Below are 16,046 nucleotides of genomic sequence, written 5' to 3' on the forward strand. Positions count from 1 at the left end.
TTATTTTACTCAAGTTTCGGATTTACCGAATTGAAAATCGGCGAAGCCAAACTTGAAGAAGTTAAAGAAGTTAGAAGGAGTTATCGCCCGCCAAGGTGGGCTAGGAGTTAAAGCCAATAGATTAAGTGTATGGCCTGTATCCTTTTCACAAAGGTATTGGCTTAACTCCTTAACTTCTTAACTCCTTAACTTCTTAACTCCTCAACTACAAGCGATTAATAAACTTGCAAAACTTAAATCATTAACCATTAATCATTCATCATTATCATGAGCAATTCCAATTCGAAAAAGTCGTCGGTCTGGGGCATTGTGCTCAAGGCCATTGTGGCTGTGGCAACCGCCCTGGCCGGAGTGTTTGGCTTCACATCGTGCATGGGGCGATGAGGACTGTTACGCTGATTATCGTTCATTGCTCTGCCACCTCCGAGGGGCAGAGCTTTGATTTTGAACAATGTCGCCGGGACCACATCCGGCACCGGGGCTTCCGCGACATCGGGTATCACTTCTACATCACCCGCGACGGAGAGATTCACCGGGGCAGACCGATCGAGCAAATCGGGGCTCACTGCCAGCATCACAACCGGCACAGTGTCGGCATCTGTTACGAAGGCGGACTGGACCGCAACCGACAACCTTGTGACACCCGTACGCTGGAGCAAAAGGCCAGCCTGCTGGCGCTGATACGTGAACTGAAAAAACTGTTTCCGAATGCTTTAGTCGTAGGACACCGGGATTTGAATCCTATGAAAGCTTGTCCATGCTTCGATGCCGTTGCTGAATACAGGTGAAGGTGGGTTTAGGGTTGAGGGATGAGGGTTGAGGGATGAGGGTTTATGGTTGAGGGTTGAGAGTTGAGGGTTAAAGTCGACTATTTCCAAAAGCTTTAGAGGGTGTGTCAGAACTAAAAGTAACTGATATCTTGTTGTTTTTAGGCACGGATTACACGGAATTTCGCGGATGATTATTCTTCTATCTCTGCGTTTTTCCGCGTAATCCGTGCCTAAAAGAAAGCGGTTCCTTAATTTGATACACTTACTCTATTATCACCCTCAACCATAAACCGTATACGCTCAACCATAAACCTTCCCTACTTTCCTACTCCCCTAAACCATAAACCCTCAACCCTCAACGCTAAACCCTACACCATCACCCTACACCATGTCCCAGCACCCGGTCGTAATCGTCGAGAAAACGAAGAAGGCGTTGTTTGCTCTTCTTGAGCTGCGGCTCGCGTCGCCAAGGGTCAATCAGCGCGTGGGCACGGTCGTAATAGATACTGCTGTCGGTGCAACCGTAAAGGGTGACAAGCAACAGTGCCTGCGACTGCTCGGCCTTGACCAAAGGCAGAAAGGCTGAAACGGCAGCCAACAGCTGACGGCACTCGTCGCGTTGCCCCAAAACGGTGCGTGCACACAACAACAAACAGTAGAGCTTGCTGCGCAGTATGTCGGTATCCATCTGCAATTCGGCATACTGACGTAATACGTCGTCGGCCAGGGCACGGTCGGCATCGGTCACTCCGGCGGGAGTGTGATAGCGGCACACGGCATCGTGCAGACCTGTAAAAAGGCGGTCGTTGTCGAGGCGGGTATAGACGTGCTTACCAGCGGTGTTCAGCGCGATGACTTCGTACTGGCCCGGTTGCACGTGCAGCAGGGGTACCCACATCCATTGGTCGACACAGACCACAATCTCTTTACGTCCGGCGCCCGGCTGGATAACGACTTCGGCTTCTACTCCCTGAAAACGTCCTTCGGTGATACGAACGCGGTCGCCCTTACGCAACTGCTCGGCCTGAGGGACGTAAAGGGGAAGCACATCGCTATAGGAGCGTGCCACCCATTTCAGATTGGCCATGGCGGCGTCGGACAGGTAGGGATAATGACTTCCCTTACGGTCGCGAACACGGGGCAGGAAGTTGTACAGGGGAAATTGACGTTTCAAACGAAATATTTCGACTTCGGAAGCATGTACAAACACATAATTGTACAGCAGGGGACGCTCGGTGTTGACCAGCTTGCCTCCGGACTCTTTCACTTCGACATAGGAAGGAGCAAAAAAGTCGAACAAAGTACCACCTTCGCGAATACGGCGATTCAGCTCGGTCTGCAACCCTTGCGCAGGTCCCCGATGACAGGACGGCAAGGAAAGTACGTACCAGCGAACCTGATGACCGTTGCGGACTCCCTCCAGCATTCCGGCATCGACCGTACCAGCGTTTACTTCATTCATAGTCAAATCTCGGCCATATCAGCCTATTGTTATAACAAGCTAATACACAGTGGTTTACAATTTAAAATCCGTACATTGCTGAAAATTTCAAGTTCTCCTGTTCTTTCACAACCGAAACAAACAGCCATGTTGGAATTTTCAGTTTTTATACCTTTCCCAATTTACAAATGTCTATCAGTAAGAGAACGCAACGGGAGCTCAAATACTGCATGAACCGGCAAGAAAAAGAATTATTTTCCTCCTACTGCCCGACTGCATCCGAAATGAACCAATATGAACTTCCGAAGCCCATCTTACTAGTTGCAAAGATGCATATAATTTTATTAACGAGCAACTAAAACAGGAGGTAAAATCGAATTTTTTCTTAACAAGGGGAAGGAAGAAGAGCAATATTCACCACAGAAAATACGGAGTAACACGGAAGGCGCTGGTTTTCAGGAAGGATGACACGAATTGACAGAAACAGGGAAACGGTATGGCGTTATCTGAATTGCAAGTGTGTCATTTTGTCACAAACAACCGAATTTACTTAAGTTTAACTTCGTTGATTTTCAATTCGCAAGTACTCAACTTATTAGTTGACAAGGCTTCAGTTAACAAGTCTACTAGGCTGGAACTCCCTGTTTGATAAAGTGCCTCTTGAAACGGCTCGCTACAAACACCTTGTTAACCCGTCAACTTGTTGCTTGTCAACTGCAACCTGAGCTTACGACATCATCGCCTATGCAGTTCGGTAAGATCGAAACTTGAGTGATAAAAAAATGCCCCGCCTATTGTTATTGAGATAATTAGTGGTATCTTCGCATGTAGAAAACATATACTGTCAGTTATGAAATACCTCAATCCGAAAGCCGACCTCACTTTCAAGAAAGTGTTCAGCGAACACCCCGACTTAGTAATCAGCTTCCTGAATGCGCTGTTACCATTTAAAGATGCCGACGAGGAAATCACCTGGGTAGAATATCTCAACCCAGAACTGATACAGTTCAACCCTTTTAGTTGGGACAACATTGTTGACGTACGTTGCCGTAATCACATGGGCCGTCAGTTCATCGTAGAAATGCAAATGATGTGGACTTCGGCTTACAAGCAACGCGTACTGTTCAATGCTTCTAAAGCTTACGTCAGCCAGTTGGACAAGGGAGGTGATTACGAAATATTACAGCCTGTGTATTCGCTTAATCTGGTGAATGACACTTTTTCGGAAAGTGAAGAATTTTATCATGATTTTCAAATTGTAGAATCGGCCGAAACCAAAGAGGTGATTGAAGGGTTGCGCTTCATCTTCATTGAACTCCCTAAGTTTACACCCCACAGTTATAGCGATAAGAAGATGCAGGTTCTCTGGTTGCGCTATTTGACGGAAATTAACGAGAAAACACGTGAAGTGCCGCAAGAACTAATGAATAACCCCGAAATATGCAAAGCTGTCAGCCAACTGGAAGAGTCAGCTTTCTCAGAAGCACAATTGCTTGGTTATGAAAAATTTTGGGATATCATCAGCACCGCGAAGATGCACATCAGTAGTGCCACAAGAGAAGGAAGAGAGAAAGGTTTTAAGGAAGGTATGGAACAAGGCATAGAGAAAGGCATAGAGAAAGGCATAGAGAAAGGCATAGAAAAAGGCATAGAAAAGGAACGCATAAGGAATGCCACTGCCATGAAACATGCAGGCATTCCGACGAAAACAATTGCTCAAATTACAGGGCTTACAGAAAAAGAAGTTGAAGCATTGTAATGAAAGTTTTGCATATTTATTAGAGGGTGTGTCAGATACCATTACTTAGGTTTGACACGCCCTCGTTTTTTATAGAAAAACGCATTATCTTTGCAATAGCGAAACAGCTATTTCCGAAATGGGCGTTTCGGAAGCATAAAAAGAAAGGAAGCAAAGATAGAAAAAGGTGAGCGCAGAGACAAATGAAAACTAAAGTTTTCAATTTGGCTATGCCGAACCGCATCCTATCTTATCCAAAGATATAAAATATCCTGCAAAGGGCTGTCTATGGACGATATGTAGTTTTTTTGCCGCAAAAAAATGGAGCCGATTGTTTTCAGCTACCGCATTTTTTATCTACCTTTACACTCTCGGAAAATAAGAATTGGAGTCCCGTAAAGTAACTTACCCGTACGGGACCTATCAAAAAAAGTATTCAACAATATGGAAAACAGAAGTTTAGTGACCATTGCCGAACACAGCAGAGAGAAAATTCTCTACATGCTTGAGATGGCAAAACAGTTTGAAGAACGTCCGAACCGACACCTGCTGGACGGAAAAGTCGTAGCAACCCTATTTTTCGAGCCTTCTACACGTACACGGCTCAGCTTTGAGACGGCTGCCAACCGGCTGGGAGCACGCGTCATCGGATTCAGCGACCCGAAAGCGACCAGTTCGTCGAAAGGTGAAACACTGAAGGATACCATCAAGATGGTGAGCAACTATGCAGACATCATCGTGATGAGACATTATCTGGAGGGAGCTGCCCGATATGCCAGCGAGGTGACCAACGTGCCCATCGTGAATGCAGGAGACGGTGCCAACCAGCATCCTTCGCAGACGATGCTCGACCTGTACTCGATCTACAAGACGCAGGGAACACTGGAAAACCTGAACATCTTCCTGGTGGGTGACCTGAAATACGGACGTACCGTACACTCGCTGCTGATGGCCATGAGACACTTTAACCCGACTTTCCACTTCATCGCACCCGATGAGCTGAAGATGCCGGAAGAATACAAAATATACTGCCGCGAACACGGTATAAAATATGTGGAACATACCGACTTCACGGAAGAGACGATAGCGGATGCCGACATCCTGTACATGACACGCGTACAGCGGGAGCGTTTCACGGATCTGATGGAGTACGAACGGGTGAAGAACGTATACATCCTGCGCAACAAGATGCTGGAACATACGCGTCCGAACCTGCGCATCCTGCATCCCCTGCCCCGCGTGAACGAAATTGCCTACGACGTGGACGACAATCCGAAGGCTTATTACTTCCAGCAGGCACAGAACGGACTGTATGCCCGTGAAGCGATCCTGTGCGACGTGCTGGGCATCACGCTGGAGGAGGTGAAAATGGAGCATGAATAATGGGAAATCAGTGAATCATTTCCATTGCCAATCCCCCAATTATCAATTTTCAATTATCAATTTTCAATTAAAAAAATGAACGATAAGAAAGAACTGCAGGTGGCCGCTTTGGAGAACGGCACTGTAATCGACCATATTCCTTCCGAGAAGCTGTTTACCGTGGTGTCGTTGCTGGGACTGGAACACATGAACAACAACATTACCATCGGATTCAACCTGAACAGCAAGAAACTGGGTAAGAAAGGCATTATCAAGATTGCCGACAAATTCTTCTGCGACGACGAGATAAACCGTATCGCCGTAGTGGCTCCGAACGTGAAACTGAACATCATCCGCAACTACGAAGTGGTGGAGAAACGGGAAGTGTGTCTGCCCGACGAACTGCACGGCATCGTGAAATGTGCCAATCCGAAGTGCATCACCAACAACGAGCCGATGCCTACCCGCTTCCACGTGATAGACAAGGAGCATTGCGTCATCAAATGCCACTATTGCGAGAAGGAACAGAAGAGAGAGGAAATTGAGATTATTTAACTCAAGTTTCGCAAGTTCGAAACTTGTAGAAGTTAAAGAAGTTAAAAGAAGTTATCGCCCACTATGGTGGGCTAGGAGTTAAAGCCAATAGATTAAGTATATGGCTTGTATCCTTATCACAAAGGTATCGGCTTAACTACTTAACTTCTTAACTCCTTAACTACAACCGATTAATAAACTTGCGAAACTTAAATTATTTAATTAATAGAGAATTGATAATGACGAGAGATAACCTCAACCACTAATTATCAATTATCAATTCTCCATTATCAATTATCAATTATCAATTAAATAAAATGAAAGAAGACTGGAAACCGGGGACGATGATCTATCCGCTGCCGGCTGTGCTGGTGAGCTGCGGAAGTTGTCCCGAAGAATACAACATACTGACAGTGGCATGGACGGGGACCATCTGTTCGAACCCGCCAATGTGCTACATTTCGGTACGGCCGGAACGGTACTCGTACGACATCATCAAGCGGAACATGGAGTTTGTGATCAACCTGACCACCAAAGACATGGCACGGGCTACGGACTGGTGTGGCGTGCGTTCGGGCAGGGATTACAACAAATTCGAAGAAATGCACCTGACACCGGGAAAATGTACGGTTGTGAAGGCTCCCCTGATCGAAGAATCGCCGCTGTGCATCGAATGCCGGGTGAAAGAAATCGTGTCGCTGGGGTCGCACGACATGTTCGTGGCAGACGTGGTAAACGTACGGGCGGAAACAAACCACCTGAACCCGGAAACGGGAAAACTGGAACTGGCCGAGACAAATCCGCTGGTGTATGTGCATGGCGGATACTATGAACTGGGAGATAAGATAGGAAAATTCGGCTGGTCGGTAGAAAAGAAGAAAAAATGAAACGAAGATTTTGGCACTGCTGTATGCTGCTCTGCGCATGTCTGTTCCCAGCAGGAATGTGGGGACAGGATCTGGTTGTGCCCGGAACTCCGGAAACGGAGGAGGTAAAGGAAAAGCCCGAACACGACCATACGGTGAACTTTGGCGCGAAGGGCGGATTTACTTCTTCCCTGTTCCTGGTGCCGCACCTGAACGTGAACGGTGTCAGCATCCAGGAGATACAGAACAATTACCGGATAGGCTACTTCGGGTCGCTGTTTATGCGCATCAACTTCGGGAAGCATTTCCTGCAACCGGAAGTATCGTACACGGTGAACAGCTGCGACATCAGCTTCGACAAACCGTTGCCGGAAAGCAGCAATGCCAATGACATCCCGGAAAAGGCCTCCATCGCATCGACGATACACAGTGTGGACGTCCCGGTGATATACGGCTACAACATCATCAAGGAGGGGCCGTACAGCCTGGCCATTTTCGGAGGACCCAAGATACGTTTCATGCTGCAGCAACAGAGCGATATCACTTTCGAGAACTTTGACCAGACGGACATACAGGAGACGTTGCGCCCGCTGAACATTTGTGCCACGTTAGGGGTGGCGGTCACCATCTCGCGCGTCTTTTTCGACTTCCGGTACGACGTCGGACTGCATAACATGTCGAAGCGGATTGAATATACCGTTCCTCCCGTTGAAGGAATGCCCGGAACAGTAGAGCCAGACAAAGGCATCTACTTCCACCGCAAAGACAACGTGATGAGCTTCTCGCTGGGGGTGTTCTTCTGAAGGGGATGGGATTTCGCTTATGAGCCTACGGGTTAAAGGGTTAAATACTTAAAAACAAAAAAACTTACTTTGTTATGAGACTGACGATACGTAACTTCGGACCTATCAGGGAGGCAGAGATGGACTTCGGCGACTTGACTTTTCTGATCGGACCTCAGGCTAGTGGCAAAAGTCTGTCATTGGAGTTACTAAAACTAATCATAGACCAGCAACATATTATTTCCACACTCAGAAATTATAATTATATACTGAATAAAAAGGATGCGACCAATTTGCTGGAAGGATATTTCGGTGAAGGACTATCGCAATTGTTCAAGAAAGATACGGAAATAACTTCTGATGGGAAAAATTTTTCCCCCAGGACATTGCTGGATACACTCGCCCAGCAAAAGGCATCGGAAATGCCTAAGGAATCTGTATTCTATATTCCTGCCCAAAGAATATTGAGTATCGCAGACGGACGTCCTAAAAACTTCATGGAATTTGATTGGGATACGCCGTATGTCTTAAGAAGATTCAGCGAAACACTCCGAGTATTCATGCAGGGAGGACTGGGAAACCCAGATATTATTTTCCCCATGAGAAACAGGCTGAAAGGAGCGGTGAGAAATTCGATTACACAGACCATCTTTCATAACGGAAAAGTAATCATAGACCAAGCTGGCAACCAACGGAAGATGAAACTGGAAATTGATGACATGAAAATACCATTTATGGCCTGGAGTGCAGGACAAAAAGAATTCATGCCGTTATTGCTAGGCATCTATTGTTTGTCCGGTCCTCCTACACAGGTAGTAAACAGAGAGGATTATGAATGGGTAATTATTGAAGAACCAGAAATGGGATTGCACCCACAGGCCATCCAGTCGGTATTGCTGGAGATCATCGAATTGATAAAAAACGGATATAAGGTTATCGTATCGACACACTCTACCACATTTCCAGAGTTTGTATGGGCTTTCAACAATCTTCAGAATTTACCGGAAGAAGACTTTAAAACGGCGATGAGCGAGATATTCGGTATCTCTATGCACTCGACAGCAGCCAACCTGTTTGATAACCTGAAAGGTAAAAATATCAAGACATTCTATTCGGGCAAGCAAACAAACTCTCAAGGAGTGACCTTTGCAGATATATCTACCCTGGACGCACTGAGCAATGATGCAGATGTAGCTGAATGGGGAGGACTGTCCAGCTTTGCCGGCAAATCATCAGAGATCGTCAGTCGCTATGGAGAATAAAACTATTAAAAGTCAAACTGACAATGCTTTTAGAAAAGCTGTTGAGAACACTCCCGAAGTATGCGGAGGGTACAGAGCCGGACTGCAGGCATTGAAAGAAGGAGAAAGCCAACTGATAGCCGTAAATAACACACGACTATTGGAAGGGAGTGTGGACATTGATGCGTGTACACTGAAGAATCATCCTAACGAAGCACGCTGGGACTATGCCATCGGATATGAAAGTAAGGCCTATTTCGTTGAAATTCATCCGGCTGATACTAGTAATGTAAACGAAGTGATCAAGAAAGCAGAATGGCTGAAACAATGGTTAAAAACAAAAGCGCCGAACCTGAAAGCACTGGCTCCAAACCATACTTATTATTGGATTCCGTCAGGAAGATGCAACATTCTGAAAAATTCACCTCAATATAAACGATTGGCACAAAGTAACGTATTGCTGATAAGCAGGTTCAGAATGCCTGTAAAAGATTGAATCCGGGGAATCCAAACTGATTTCACCTCTGTGAAACCCTGTGTTCTCTGTGGTAAAAACAAGTATACGCCCATCTGTACCGTCCGTATCTGAAAAATATTCTCTGCAACCGAAAAAACGGGGTCCTGCTTTGCGAAACTTAATTTATTTGCCTACTTTTGCGAACCTATACTATAGCAAACAAATGCGGATTTATCAATTTATCTTATAAGAAATGAAAAGAGACGATTTGATTTTCGACATTATCGAAAAAGAACATCAACGCCAGCTGAAAGGCATTGAACTGATTGCATCAGAGAACTTTGTAAGTGACGAAGTGATGCAGGCAATGGGATCCTGCCTGACCAACAAGTATGCGGAAGGATACCCCGGTAAGCGTTACTACGGAGGCTGCGAGGTAGTAGACCAGAGCGAACAGATCGCCATTGACCGCGTCAAGAAGATCTTCGGTGCGGAATGGGCCAACGTACAACCGCACTCAGGCGCACAGGCCAATGCTGCCGTTTTCCTGGCCGTACTGAATCCGGGAGACAAATTCATGGGTCTGAACCTGGCACACGGCGGTCACCTGTCACACGGTTCGCTGGTGAATACTTCGGGAATCATCTATCATCCCTGCGAATACAACCTGAATAAAGAAACCGGACGTGTAGACTACGACCAGATGGAAGAAGTGGCTCTGCGCGAAAAACCGAAAATGATTATCGGTGGTGGTTCGGCTTACTCACGTGAATGGGACTACAAGCGCATGCGTGAAATTGCCGACAAGGTAGGCGCTATCCTGATGATCGACATGGCTCACCCTGCCGGTCTGATTGCTGCCGGACTGCTGGACAACCCGGTGAAGTATGCACACATCGTGACTTCGACAACTCATAAGACCCTGCGCGGTCCGCGTGGAGGTATCATCCTGATGGGTAAGGACTTCCCCAACCCTTGGGGCAAGACAACGCCGAAGGGTGAAATCAAGATGATGTCGCAGCTGCTTGACTCGGCCGTATTCCCCGGTATCCAGGGAGGTCCGCTGGAGCATGTCATCGCTGCCAAGGCTGTGGCTTTCGGTGAGATTCTGCAACCCGAATGGAAAGAATATGCTACACAGGTGAAGAAGAACGCCGCCGTACTGGCACAGGCTTTGATCGACCGTGGATTTACCATCGTAAGCGGCGGTACGGACAACCACTCTATGCTGGTAGACCTGCGTTCGAAATATCCTGACCTGACCGGTAAGGTAGCAGAAAAGGCACTGGTTTCGGCCGACATCACCGTGAACAAGAACATGGTGCCGTTCGACAGCCGTTCGGCCTTCCAGACTTCGGGTATCCGTCTGGGTACACCGGCCATCACTACACGCGGTGCCAAGGAAGACCTGATGCTGGAAATCGCAGAAATGATCGAAACAGTATTGTCGAACGTGGACAACGAAGAGGTAATCGCCAAGGTTCGTGCCCGCGTAAACGAGACGATGAAGAATTATCCGATCTTTGCTTATTGATTGAAGTAGGCTTATAACGTATCATAAAAATCCGTGTAATCTGTGTGTGATCTGTGGTGAAAGCCATCGGATACGCGGATTGCACGGATTTTTTATGTTTTGACAGAAAGTAAAATTTGTCCGTCCAAATACAGACTATAATCAAAATTATTGTAACTTTAGCCCGATAATACGTTGCAGATATGATTTTTAAAGAAGTTGAAATTAATAATTTCAGGGGGATCAAGCATCTTTTTCTGCCTAACTTAAAGCAGGTCAATCTGCTGGTAGGCAAGAACAACTGCGGAAAGTCGAGTGTGCTTGACGCACTGTTCCTGCTGTCCGGCTTTTCAAATCCTCTCCTGATTTTGAGAATCAACCAGTTCAGGGATTACGATTCTTTCACTCAGGAAGATATCAGCCTGAACTTTTACAATATGGCATCGGAAAATCATATTCTGATACAGGGACAAAAACAAGACGGTACTGTAAGGACACTGGAAATTGCTCCTATCATCTCAGAGTCTGCGCGCATCGTGTTATCGGGGGAACAGATTTCGACACAGGCCCTTTCGAATCAGGAAGCGAATATCATTACCGGACTATCCATGAACTTCAGCTATACCCTAACGAATGGAGATACGATAAGCGACCGCTCGGCCATCCTTATTGACCCTAAAGAAAAAGGGGGAAACATCCGGATAGAAACGTCGAAACAATACAAGGAAACACTGTCGGGAGTTTACATCAATTCGAAATTCGCATTCAGTATCGCCGTCGAAAACCTGACACGCATCATTGAAGCGAAACAAGAGCCGGTCATCGTAGAGATACTACAGCACGTAGAGCCCAAAATAAAATCCATTCATGTACTGAAATCGGGAGTCAGCGTAGACATCGGACTAAACAGATTGGTTCCTATCAACATGTTAGGAGATGGGATAAGAAAATTACTGGCGATTATCACTTCACTTTATGGCTGCAAAGAAGGGATTATCTTTATTGATGAAATAGATAACGGCATGCATTTCTCTTCATTGGCTTCGCTATGGAAAGCAATCCTGAAAACCGCCCGAATGCTCGACGTACAGGTATTTGCTACTACACACAATATCGAATCACTCCAGGCGCTCAATAAGATACTGAGTGAAATCGATGACAAAGAAATGCAGGATGAAATCATGTGCTATTCCTTAAGGCATCTGCCAACAGATGAAATGAAGGCCTATGAATATCCTTATGAGAAATTTCAATATGTCATTAATCAAGAAATTGAAATAAGATGATCAGAATCTTTGTCGAAGGGAGAGATGCACAGTTTTTAGAGAAATACCTTGTTTTTCTCTGGGGAGAAAACCGGGAAAGGTGGGAAATCCTGCAAACCAAATGTTTTGAAGGATATGAGAAATGCGTTGCCGGACACGTAAATCCAGATGGAAGCCTCAAATACATTTCGCCCAACAGAAAGGCTAAGATATATGCTTATATAGAATCTTTTAAAAAATCGAGAAAGGAAACCGAACGCTTAAAAAAACAAAAAGATTTCTTCTTTGACAACCCTAAGTATTGGAATCTGGAAACAGAATATTTATCCCCTTTGAAAAACTTTCTGCAAAGTGCAGAAAACAAGCATTCAAACTCAGCTTTATGAAAACCGAAAAACAGAAAGCGGCCGAAGGGCTGCTGTACGATGCCAATAACGACCCGCAGCTGCAACAGGAAATGCTGGAGACGCGCTATCTGTTGCACGAATACAATCTGCTGCCGCCCGACCGTGGCGAGGAACGGGACCGGCTGATACGCCGCATTGTGAACATGGGCGAAGGAGGATGCATCATTTCGCCTTTCTACTGCGACTATGGTTACCACATCCACATCGGAAAGAATTTCTTTGCAAACACCAACCTGGTGATTCTGGACGGAGCGGACGTCAGCATCGGCGACAATGTATTCATCGCTCCCAATGTGGGCATCTATACCGCCGGTCATCCGCTGGACGTGGAACAGCGCAATGCCGGACTGGAGTATGCTTACCCCATCCGCATCGGCAACAACGTGTGGATCGGAGGGAACGTAGTCATCCTGCCGGGAGTGAGCATCGGCGACGGTGCCGTGATCGGAGCAGGCAGTGTGGTGACAAAGGATATCCCGGCTCATACGGTGGCGGCGGGGAATCCGTGCAGGGAAATAAAGAAAATTAAGAATGAAGAATTAAGAATGAAGAATGAGGAATGAAGAATGAAGAATGAGGAATGAAGAATGAGGAATGAGGAATGAAGAATGAAGAATTTACTTCTATGTGAAAAATCAAAAGAGGTTTTGAGCGAAGTTAATGAAGAATTTACCATTCAGCACAAACCATAAACTCTAAACCATAAACCCTAAACTCTAAACCCTAAAATATGGCAAAGAAAGATTATATACAAGCCAACAAAGACTGGCTGGCGGCAAAGGCTGCCGAAGAAGGAGTGATGCCACTGCCGAAAGGCATCTACTACAAGGTGCTGGTTTCCGGAAATAGTGACGGTCCCCACCCTACTCCCAGAAGCATCGTAACGGCCCACTATACGGGATGGACCATCAATGGCAAGAAGTTTGACAGCAGCCGTGGCGGTGTGCCCATCGCTTTCCGACTGAACGAACTGATAGAAGGATGGATTGTAGCCATGCAACAGATGCATGTGGGCGACAAATGGGAAATCTACATCCCTGCCGAAATGGGTTACGGAAAGTTTTCGCAACCGGGTATTCCAGGAGGTTCGACACTGATTTTCGAAATAGAGTTGTTGGGAATAGGATAGAAAATGAAGAATGAAGAATGAAAAATGAAGAATGAAAAATGAAGAATGAAGAATGAAGAATGAAAAGTGAAGAATGAAAAGTGAAGAATGAAAAGTGAAGAATGAGGAATGAAGAACGAGGAACAGAGAATGAAAAATAACCTGTTGTCCGAACGGCTCACCTACAACGGTGACAACGGAACGCATACCCATGTACACCTGATCTGCTATTCGGCGGAGCACTGCGATGAGATTGTCTGTCAGGACTTCGACAAGATTGCTTCACTGACTGCTCCTGATGACAAACTGTGGATAAGAGTGCACGGACTGAAAGACACGGAGTACATCAGAAACCTGTGTACTTACTTCAACATCAACTTCCTGATGATGCAGGATATCCTGAATGTGGACCATCCCAGCAAGATAGAGAAAAACGGTGACTTTAACTTTGTCGTGACACGTATCTTCCATGACGATACAGCCATCGCCATCCGGCTGATACAAGGCAACAACGTGGTGCTGACCTTCACCGAAGGAGAAGCCCGGTTCTTCGACGATGCAGCCAAGGCCCTGGAAAACAATGTGCTGAAGATACGGACACGCTCGTCGGACTATCTGTTTTCGGTACTCTTCAACGAGGTGGTGTCGAGCTACGTTTCGCAGGCCATTGAGATAGGTGACCAGCTGGACGATCTTGAAACGGAACTGCTGGCCGCCACTACCAGCTACAACATACGCATGCAGCTGCAATTGCTCAGGAAACGCTATATGGAGATAAAACGTACCGTCGTGCCGCTGAAAGACCAGTACTCGCGCATCGTGCATCCCGACTCGGAACTGATCAACGAGACGAACCGGCCGTTCTTCAACGACGTCAACGACCATCTGCTGAATGCCGTACAGCTGACCGAAGGATGCCGCGAAACCTTGTCATCGCTCATGGACCTGTATATTTCGAACAGCGACATGCGCATGAACTACATCATGAAACGGCTTACCATCGTATCTACCATCTTCATCCCCCTTACCTTCCTGGTAGGCGTATGGGGAATGAACTTCAAATTCATGCCCGAGCTGGACTGGAAGTACGGTTACCTCATGGCATGGGGAATCATGCTGGCTGCCGGACTGGCTTCGTTCCTGATACTGAGGTCGCGGAAGTGGCAATAAGCAAATCTTTGTAAAAAGCATCGGAGATTGTGATTAAATACGTACCTTTAACGCCCGAAAAAAATTAGTAATTAAAAATTAATAATTAAAAGTGAAGAATGGAGGGAGGATGAAGAATTTATGCAGTTCTTTGACTATTTACCATTAACCATTCATTATTAATCATTATCCATTTACTATTAACCATTAAAATAAGCAAATGATGAAAAAACTGACTTATGTATTGGCAGCGACTCTGCTGGCTGCCTGTAACAGTGGAAACAACGGTTATACCATCACCGGAACCGTAGAAGGCGCCAACGACGGCGACATGGTGTACCTGCAGGGAGTGGAAGGCCGCCAACTGGTTAAACTTGACTCGGCCGTCATCAAAAACGGAACATTTACCTTTACCGGAAAGCAGGATACGGCCGTTAACCGCTACCTGACGTACAAGAACAACGAGGACAACGGTATGGCTATGGACTTCTTCCTGGAGAACGGAAAAATTGCCATCCAGCTGACGAAGGACAGCGACGCCGCTACCGGTACGCCCAACAATGATGCTTATCAGGAAATCAGAACACAGCTAAATAGCCTGATGAAACAGATGGAGACACTGTACAGCGCACTTTCGGACACTACCCTGACTGACGAACAACGTGAGGCCAAAGGGAAGGAAATTGAAGGTCTGCAGGAAAAAATGATAGGTGTGGCCAAAGACGGTATCGCCAAGAATATCACCAATCCGGTAGGTATTCACCTGCTGAAGCAGAATTACTACTACATGGACGTCAACGAGCTGGATCCGCTGATGCCGCAGATTCCTGCCATGTACGAACAGGACGAAAGAATCGTTCAGATCAAGGCTAACGTGAAGCAGATGAAAGCAACTGCCGTTGGACAGAAATTCACCGACTTCGAAATGCAGACTCCTGAAGGCGAAAAGGTAAAACTGTCGGACTATGTAGGCAAAGGTAAGGTAGTGCTTGTAGACTTCTGGGCAAGCTGGTGCGGACCATGCCGTCGCGAAATGCCGAACCTGGTAGACCTGTATGCCAAATACAAAAACAAGAACTTCGAGATTGTAGGTGTTTCGCTGGATCAGAGCGGAGAAGCCTGGAAGAACGCCATCAAACAGCTGAACATCAGCTGGCCGCAAATGTCGGACCTGAAATACTGGGATTGTGAAGGCGCCAAACTGTATGCCGTAAGCAGCATTCCTCACACAGTGCTCATCGACAAGGACGGTACGATTCTGGCCCGTGGCCTGGCAGGCGAAGCATTGCAAGAAAAACTGGCTGAGGTAATTAAATAAATATACCTGATTTTAGAATTTTCCGGCAACGGGAAGGGATGTCAAAGAAGGAGGAACCACCCGACTTCGCAAGGACAAACCTTCCCGTTACTTTT

General features: G+C 46.4%; 17 protein-coding genes. 16 read left to right on the plus strand and 1 reads right to left on the minus strand.

The window, feature by feature from the left end:
• Positions 1-267: 267 nt before the first annotated feature.
• Complete coding sequence (locus Q3C19_RS00390; RefSeq protein WP_287640965.1) at positions 268-384, plus strand: smalltalk protein; 117 nt, start codon at positions 268-270, stop codon at positions 382-384.
• Entirely contained in the window at positions 381-788 is a 408-nt protein-coding gene (locus tag Q3C19_RS00395) for an N-acetylmuramoyl-L-alanine amidase (RefSeq protein ID WP_302726399.1), read from the plus strand. The genes Q3C19_RS00390 and Q3C19_RS00395 overlap by 4 nt, the downstream gene beginning before the upstream one ends.
• Positions 789-1,146: 358 nt before the next feature.
• Here Q3C19_RS00395 and Q3C19_RS00400 read toward each other — a convergent pair whose 3' ends face one another.
• The gene (locus Q3C19_RS00400) at positions 1,147-2,232 is read right to left on the minus strand and encodes a transcriptional regulator (protein WP_302726401.1); all 1,086 of its coding nucleotides are present in this window, start codon (positions 2,230-2,232) and stop codon (positions 1,147-1,149) included.
• Between the two features lie 829 nt (positions 2,233-3,061).
• On the opposite strand from Q3C19_RS00400, the gene Q3C19_RS00405 reads away from it, so the two are divergent.
• From Q3C19_RS00405 to Q3C19_RS00470, 14 genes are all read left to right on the plus strand, one after another.
• On the plus strand, positions 3,062-3,970 hold the full coding sequence (locus tag Q3C19_RS00405; protein ID WP_302726403.1) for an Rpn family recombination-promoting nuclease/putative transposase: 909 nt from the start codon (positions 3,062-3,064) through the stop codon (positions 3,968-3,970).
• 423 nt (positions 3,971-4,393) lie between these two features.
• A complete protein-coding gene (gene pyrB / locus Q3C19_RS00410; protein ID WP_022163298.1) occupies positions 4,394-5,332 on the plus strand; it encodes an aspartate carbamoyltransferase in 939 nt (312 codons plus the stop codon).
• A 75-nt stretch (positions 5,333-5,407) separates the two neighbouring features.
• Entirely contained in the window at positions 5,408-5,866 is a 459-nt protein-coding gene (gene pyrI, locus Q3C19_RS00415) for an aspartate carbamoyltransferase regulatory subunit (protein ID WP_022163299.1), read from the plus strand.
• A 296-nt stretch (positions 5,867-6,162) separates the two neighbouring features.
• Entirely contained in the window at positions 6,163-6,732 is a 570-nt protein-coding gene (locus Q3C19_RS00420; protein WP_022163301.1) for a flavin reductase family protein, read from the plus strand.
• Positions 6,729-7,514: a porin family protein gene (locus Q3C19_RS00425; protein WP_302726407.1), complete on the plus strand. Its 786-nt coding sequence runs from the start codon at positions 6,729-6,731 to the stop codon at positions 7,512-7,514. Before Q3C19_RS00420 ends, Q3C19_RS00425 begins: the two co-directional genes overlap by 4 nt.
• Before the next feature lie 74 nt (positions 7,515-7,588).
• A complete protein-coding gene (locus Q3C19_RS00430; RefSeq protein ID WP_071149734.1) occupies positions 7,589-8,755 on the plus strand; it encodes an AAA family ATPase in 1,167 nt (388 codons plus the stop codon).
• Positions 8,745-9,230 (plus strand): hypothetical protein, encoded by a 486-nt coding sequence (locus Q3C19_RS00435; RefSeq protein ID WP_071149735.1) that lies wholly within the window; start codon positions 8,745-8,747, stop codon positions 9,228-9,230. The genes Q3C19_RS00430 and Q3C19_RS00435 overlap by 11 nt, the downstream gene beginning before the upstream one ends.
• Before the next feature lie 214 nt (positions 9,231-9,444).
• The gene (gene glyA / locus Q3C19_RS00440; protein WP_302726411.1) at positions 9,445-10,725 is read left to right on the plus strand and encodes a serine hydroxymethyltransferase; all 1,281 of its coding nucleotides are present in this window, start codon (positions 9,445-9,447) and stop codon (positions 10,723-10,725) included.
• Positions 10,726-10,907: 182 nt separating this feature from the next.
• Entirely contained in the window at positions 10,908-11,990 is a 1,083-nt protein-coding gene (locus tag Q3C19_RS00445; RefSeq protein ID WP_302726413.1) for an ATP/GTP-binding protein, read from the plus strand.
• On the plus strand, positions 11,987-12,355 hold the full coding sequence (locus tag Q3C19_RS00450) for a hypothetical protein (protein ID WP_302726415.1): 369 nt from the start codon (positions 11,987-11,989) through the stop codon (positions 12,353-12,355). The genes Q3C19_RS00445 and Q3C19_RS00450 overlap by 4 nt, the downstream gene beginning before the upstream one ends.
• Positions 12,352-12,939 (plus strand): sugar O-acetyltransferase, encoded by a 588-nt coding sequence (locus tag Q3C19_RS00455; RefSeq protein WP_302726417.1) that lies wholly within the window; start codon positions 12,352-12,354, stop codon positions 12,937-12,939. The genes Q3C19_RS00450 and Q3C19_RS00455 overlap by 4 nt, the downstream gene beginning before the upstream one ends.
• A gap of 167 nt (positions 12,940-13,106) precedes the next feature.
• Positions 13,107-13,505 (plus strand): FKBP-type peptidyl-prolyl cis-trans isomerase, encoded by a 399-nt coding sequence (locus tag Q3C19_RS00460; protein ID WP_302726419.1) that lies wholly within the window; start codon positions 13,107-13,109, stop codon positions 13,503-13,505.
• Between the two features lie 129 nt (positions 13,506-13,634).
• Positions 13,635-14,654 (plus strand): magnesium/cobalt transporter CorA, encoded by a 1,020-nt coding sequence (gene corA / locus Q3C19_RS00465; RefSeq protein ID WP_071150722.1) that lies wholly within the window; start codon positions 13,635-13,637, stop codon positions 14,652-14,654.
• 202 nt (positions 14,655-14,856) lie between these two features.
• A complete protein-coding gene (locus tag Q3C19_RS00470) occupies positions 14,857-15,951 on the plus strand; it encodes a TlpA disulfide reductase family protein (protein WP_302726718.1) in 1,095 nt (364 codons plus the stop codon).
• Positions 15,952-16,046 lie beyond the last annotated feature (95 nt).

This window comes from Bacteroides sp. ET489 (assembly GCF_030518095.1).
GTDB classification, from domain to species: domain Bacteria; phylum Bacteroidota; class Bacteroidia; order Bacteroidales; family Bacteroidaceae; genus Bacteroides; species Bacteroides ndongoniae.

Excerpts from the sequence above, each read along its gene's own strand:
- Q3C19_RS00390 (WP_287640965.1), top strand. The coding sequence starts at position 268 with ATGAGCAATTCCAATTCGAAAAAGTCGTCGGTCTGGGGCATTGTGCTC.
- Q3C19_RS00395 (WP_302726399.1), top strand. The coding sequence starts at position 381 with ATGAGGACTGTTACGCTGATTATCGTTCATTGCTCTGCCACCTCCGAG.
- Q3C19_RS00400 (WP_302726401.1), bottom strand. The coding sequence starts at position 2,232 with ATGAATGAAGTAAACGCTGGTACGGTCGATGCCGGAATGCTGGAGGGA.
- Q3C19_RS00405 (WP_302726403.1), top strand. The coding sequence starts at position 3,062 with ATGAAATACCTCAATCCGAAAGCCGACCTCACTTTCAAGAAAGTGTTC.
- pyrB (WP_022163298.1), top strand. The coding sequence starts at position 4,394 with ATGGAAAACAGAAGTTTAGTGACCATTGCCGAACACAGCAGAGAGAAA.
- pyrI (WP_022163299.1), top strand. The coding sequence starts at position 5,408 with ATGAACGATAAGAAAGAACTGCAGGTGGCCGCTTTGGAGAACGGCACT.
- Q3C19_RS00420 (WP_022163301.1), top strand. The coding sequence starts at position 6,163 with ATGAAAGAAGACTGGAAACCGGGGACGATGATCTATCCGCTGCCGGCT.
- Q3C19_RS00425 (WP_302726407.1), top strand. The coding sequence starts at position 6,729 with ATGAAACGAAGATTTTGGCACTGCTGTATGCTGCTCTGCGCATGTCTG.
- Q3C19_RS00430 (WP_071149734.1), top strand. The coding sequence starts at position 7,589 with ATGAGACTGACGATACGTAACTTCGGACCTATCAGGGAGGCAGAGATG.
- Q3C19_RS00435 (WP_071149735.1), top strand. The coding sequence starts at position 8,745 with ATGGAGAATAAAACTATTAAAAGTCAAACTGACAATGCTTTTAGAAAA.
- glyA (WP_302726411.1), top strand. The coding sequence starts at position 9,445 with ATGAAAAGAGACGATTTGATTTTCGACATTATCGAAAAAGAACATCAA.
- Q3C19_RS00445 (WP_302726413.1), top strand. The coding sequence starts at position 10,908 with ATGATTTTTAAAGAAGTTGAAATTAATAATTTCAGGGGGATCAAGCAT.
- Q3C19_RS00450 (WP_302726415.1), top strand. The coding sequence starts at position 11,987 with ATGATCAGAATCTTTGTCGAAGGGAGAGATGCACAGTTTTTAGAGAAA.
- Q3C19_RS00455 (WP_302726417.1), top strand. The coding sequence starts at position 12,352 with ATGAAAACCGAAAAACAGAAAGCGGCCGAAGGGCTGCTGTACGATGCC.
- Q3C19_RS00460 (WP_302726419.1), top strand. The coding sequence starts at position 13,107 with ATGGCAAAGAAAGATTATATACAAGCCAACAAAGACTGGCTGGCGGCA.
- corA (WP_071150722.1), top strand. The coding sequence starts at position 13,635 with ATGAAAAATAACCTGTTGTCCGAACGGCTCACCTACAACGGTGACAAC.
- Q3C19_RS00470 (WP_302726718.1), top strand. The coding sequence starts at position 14,857 with ATGAAAAAACTGACTTATGTATTGGCAGCGACTCTGCTGGCTGCCTGT.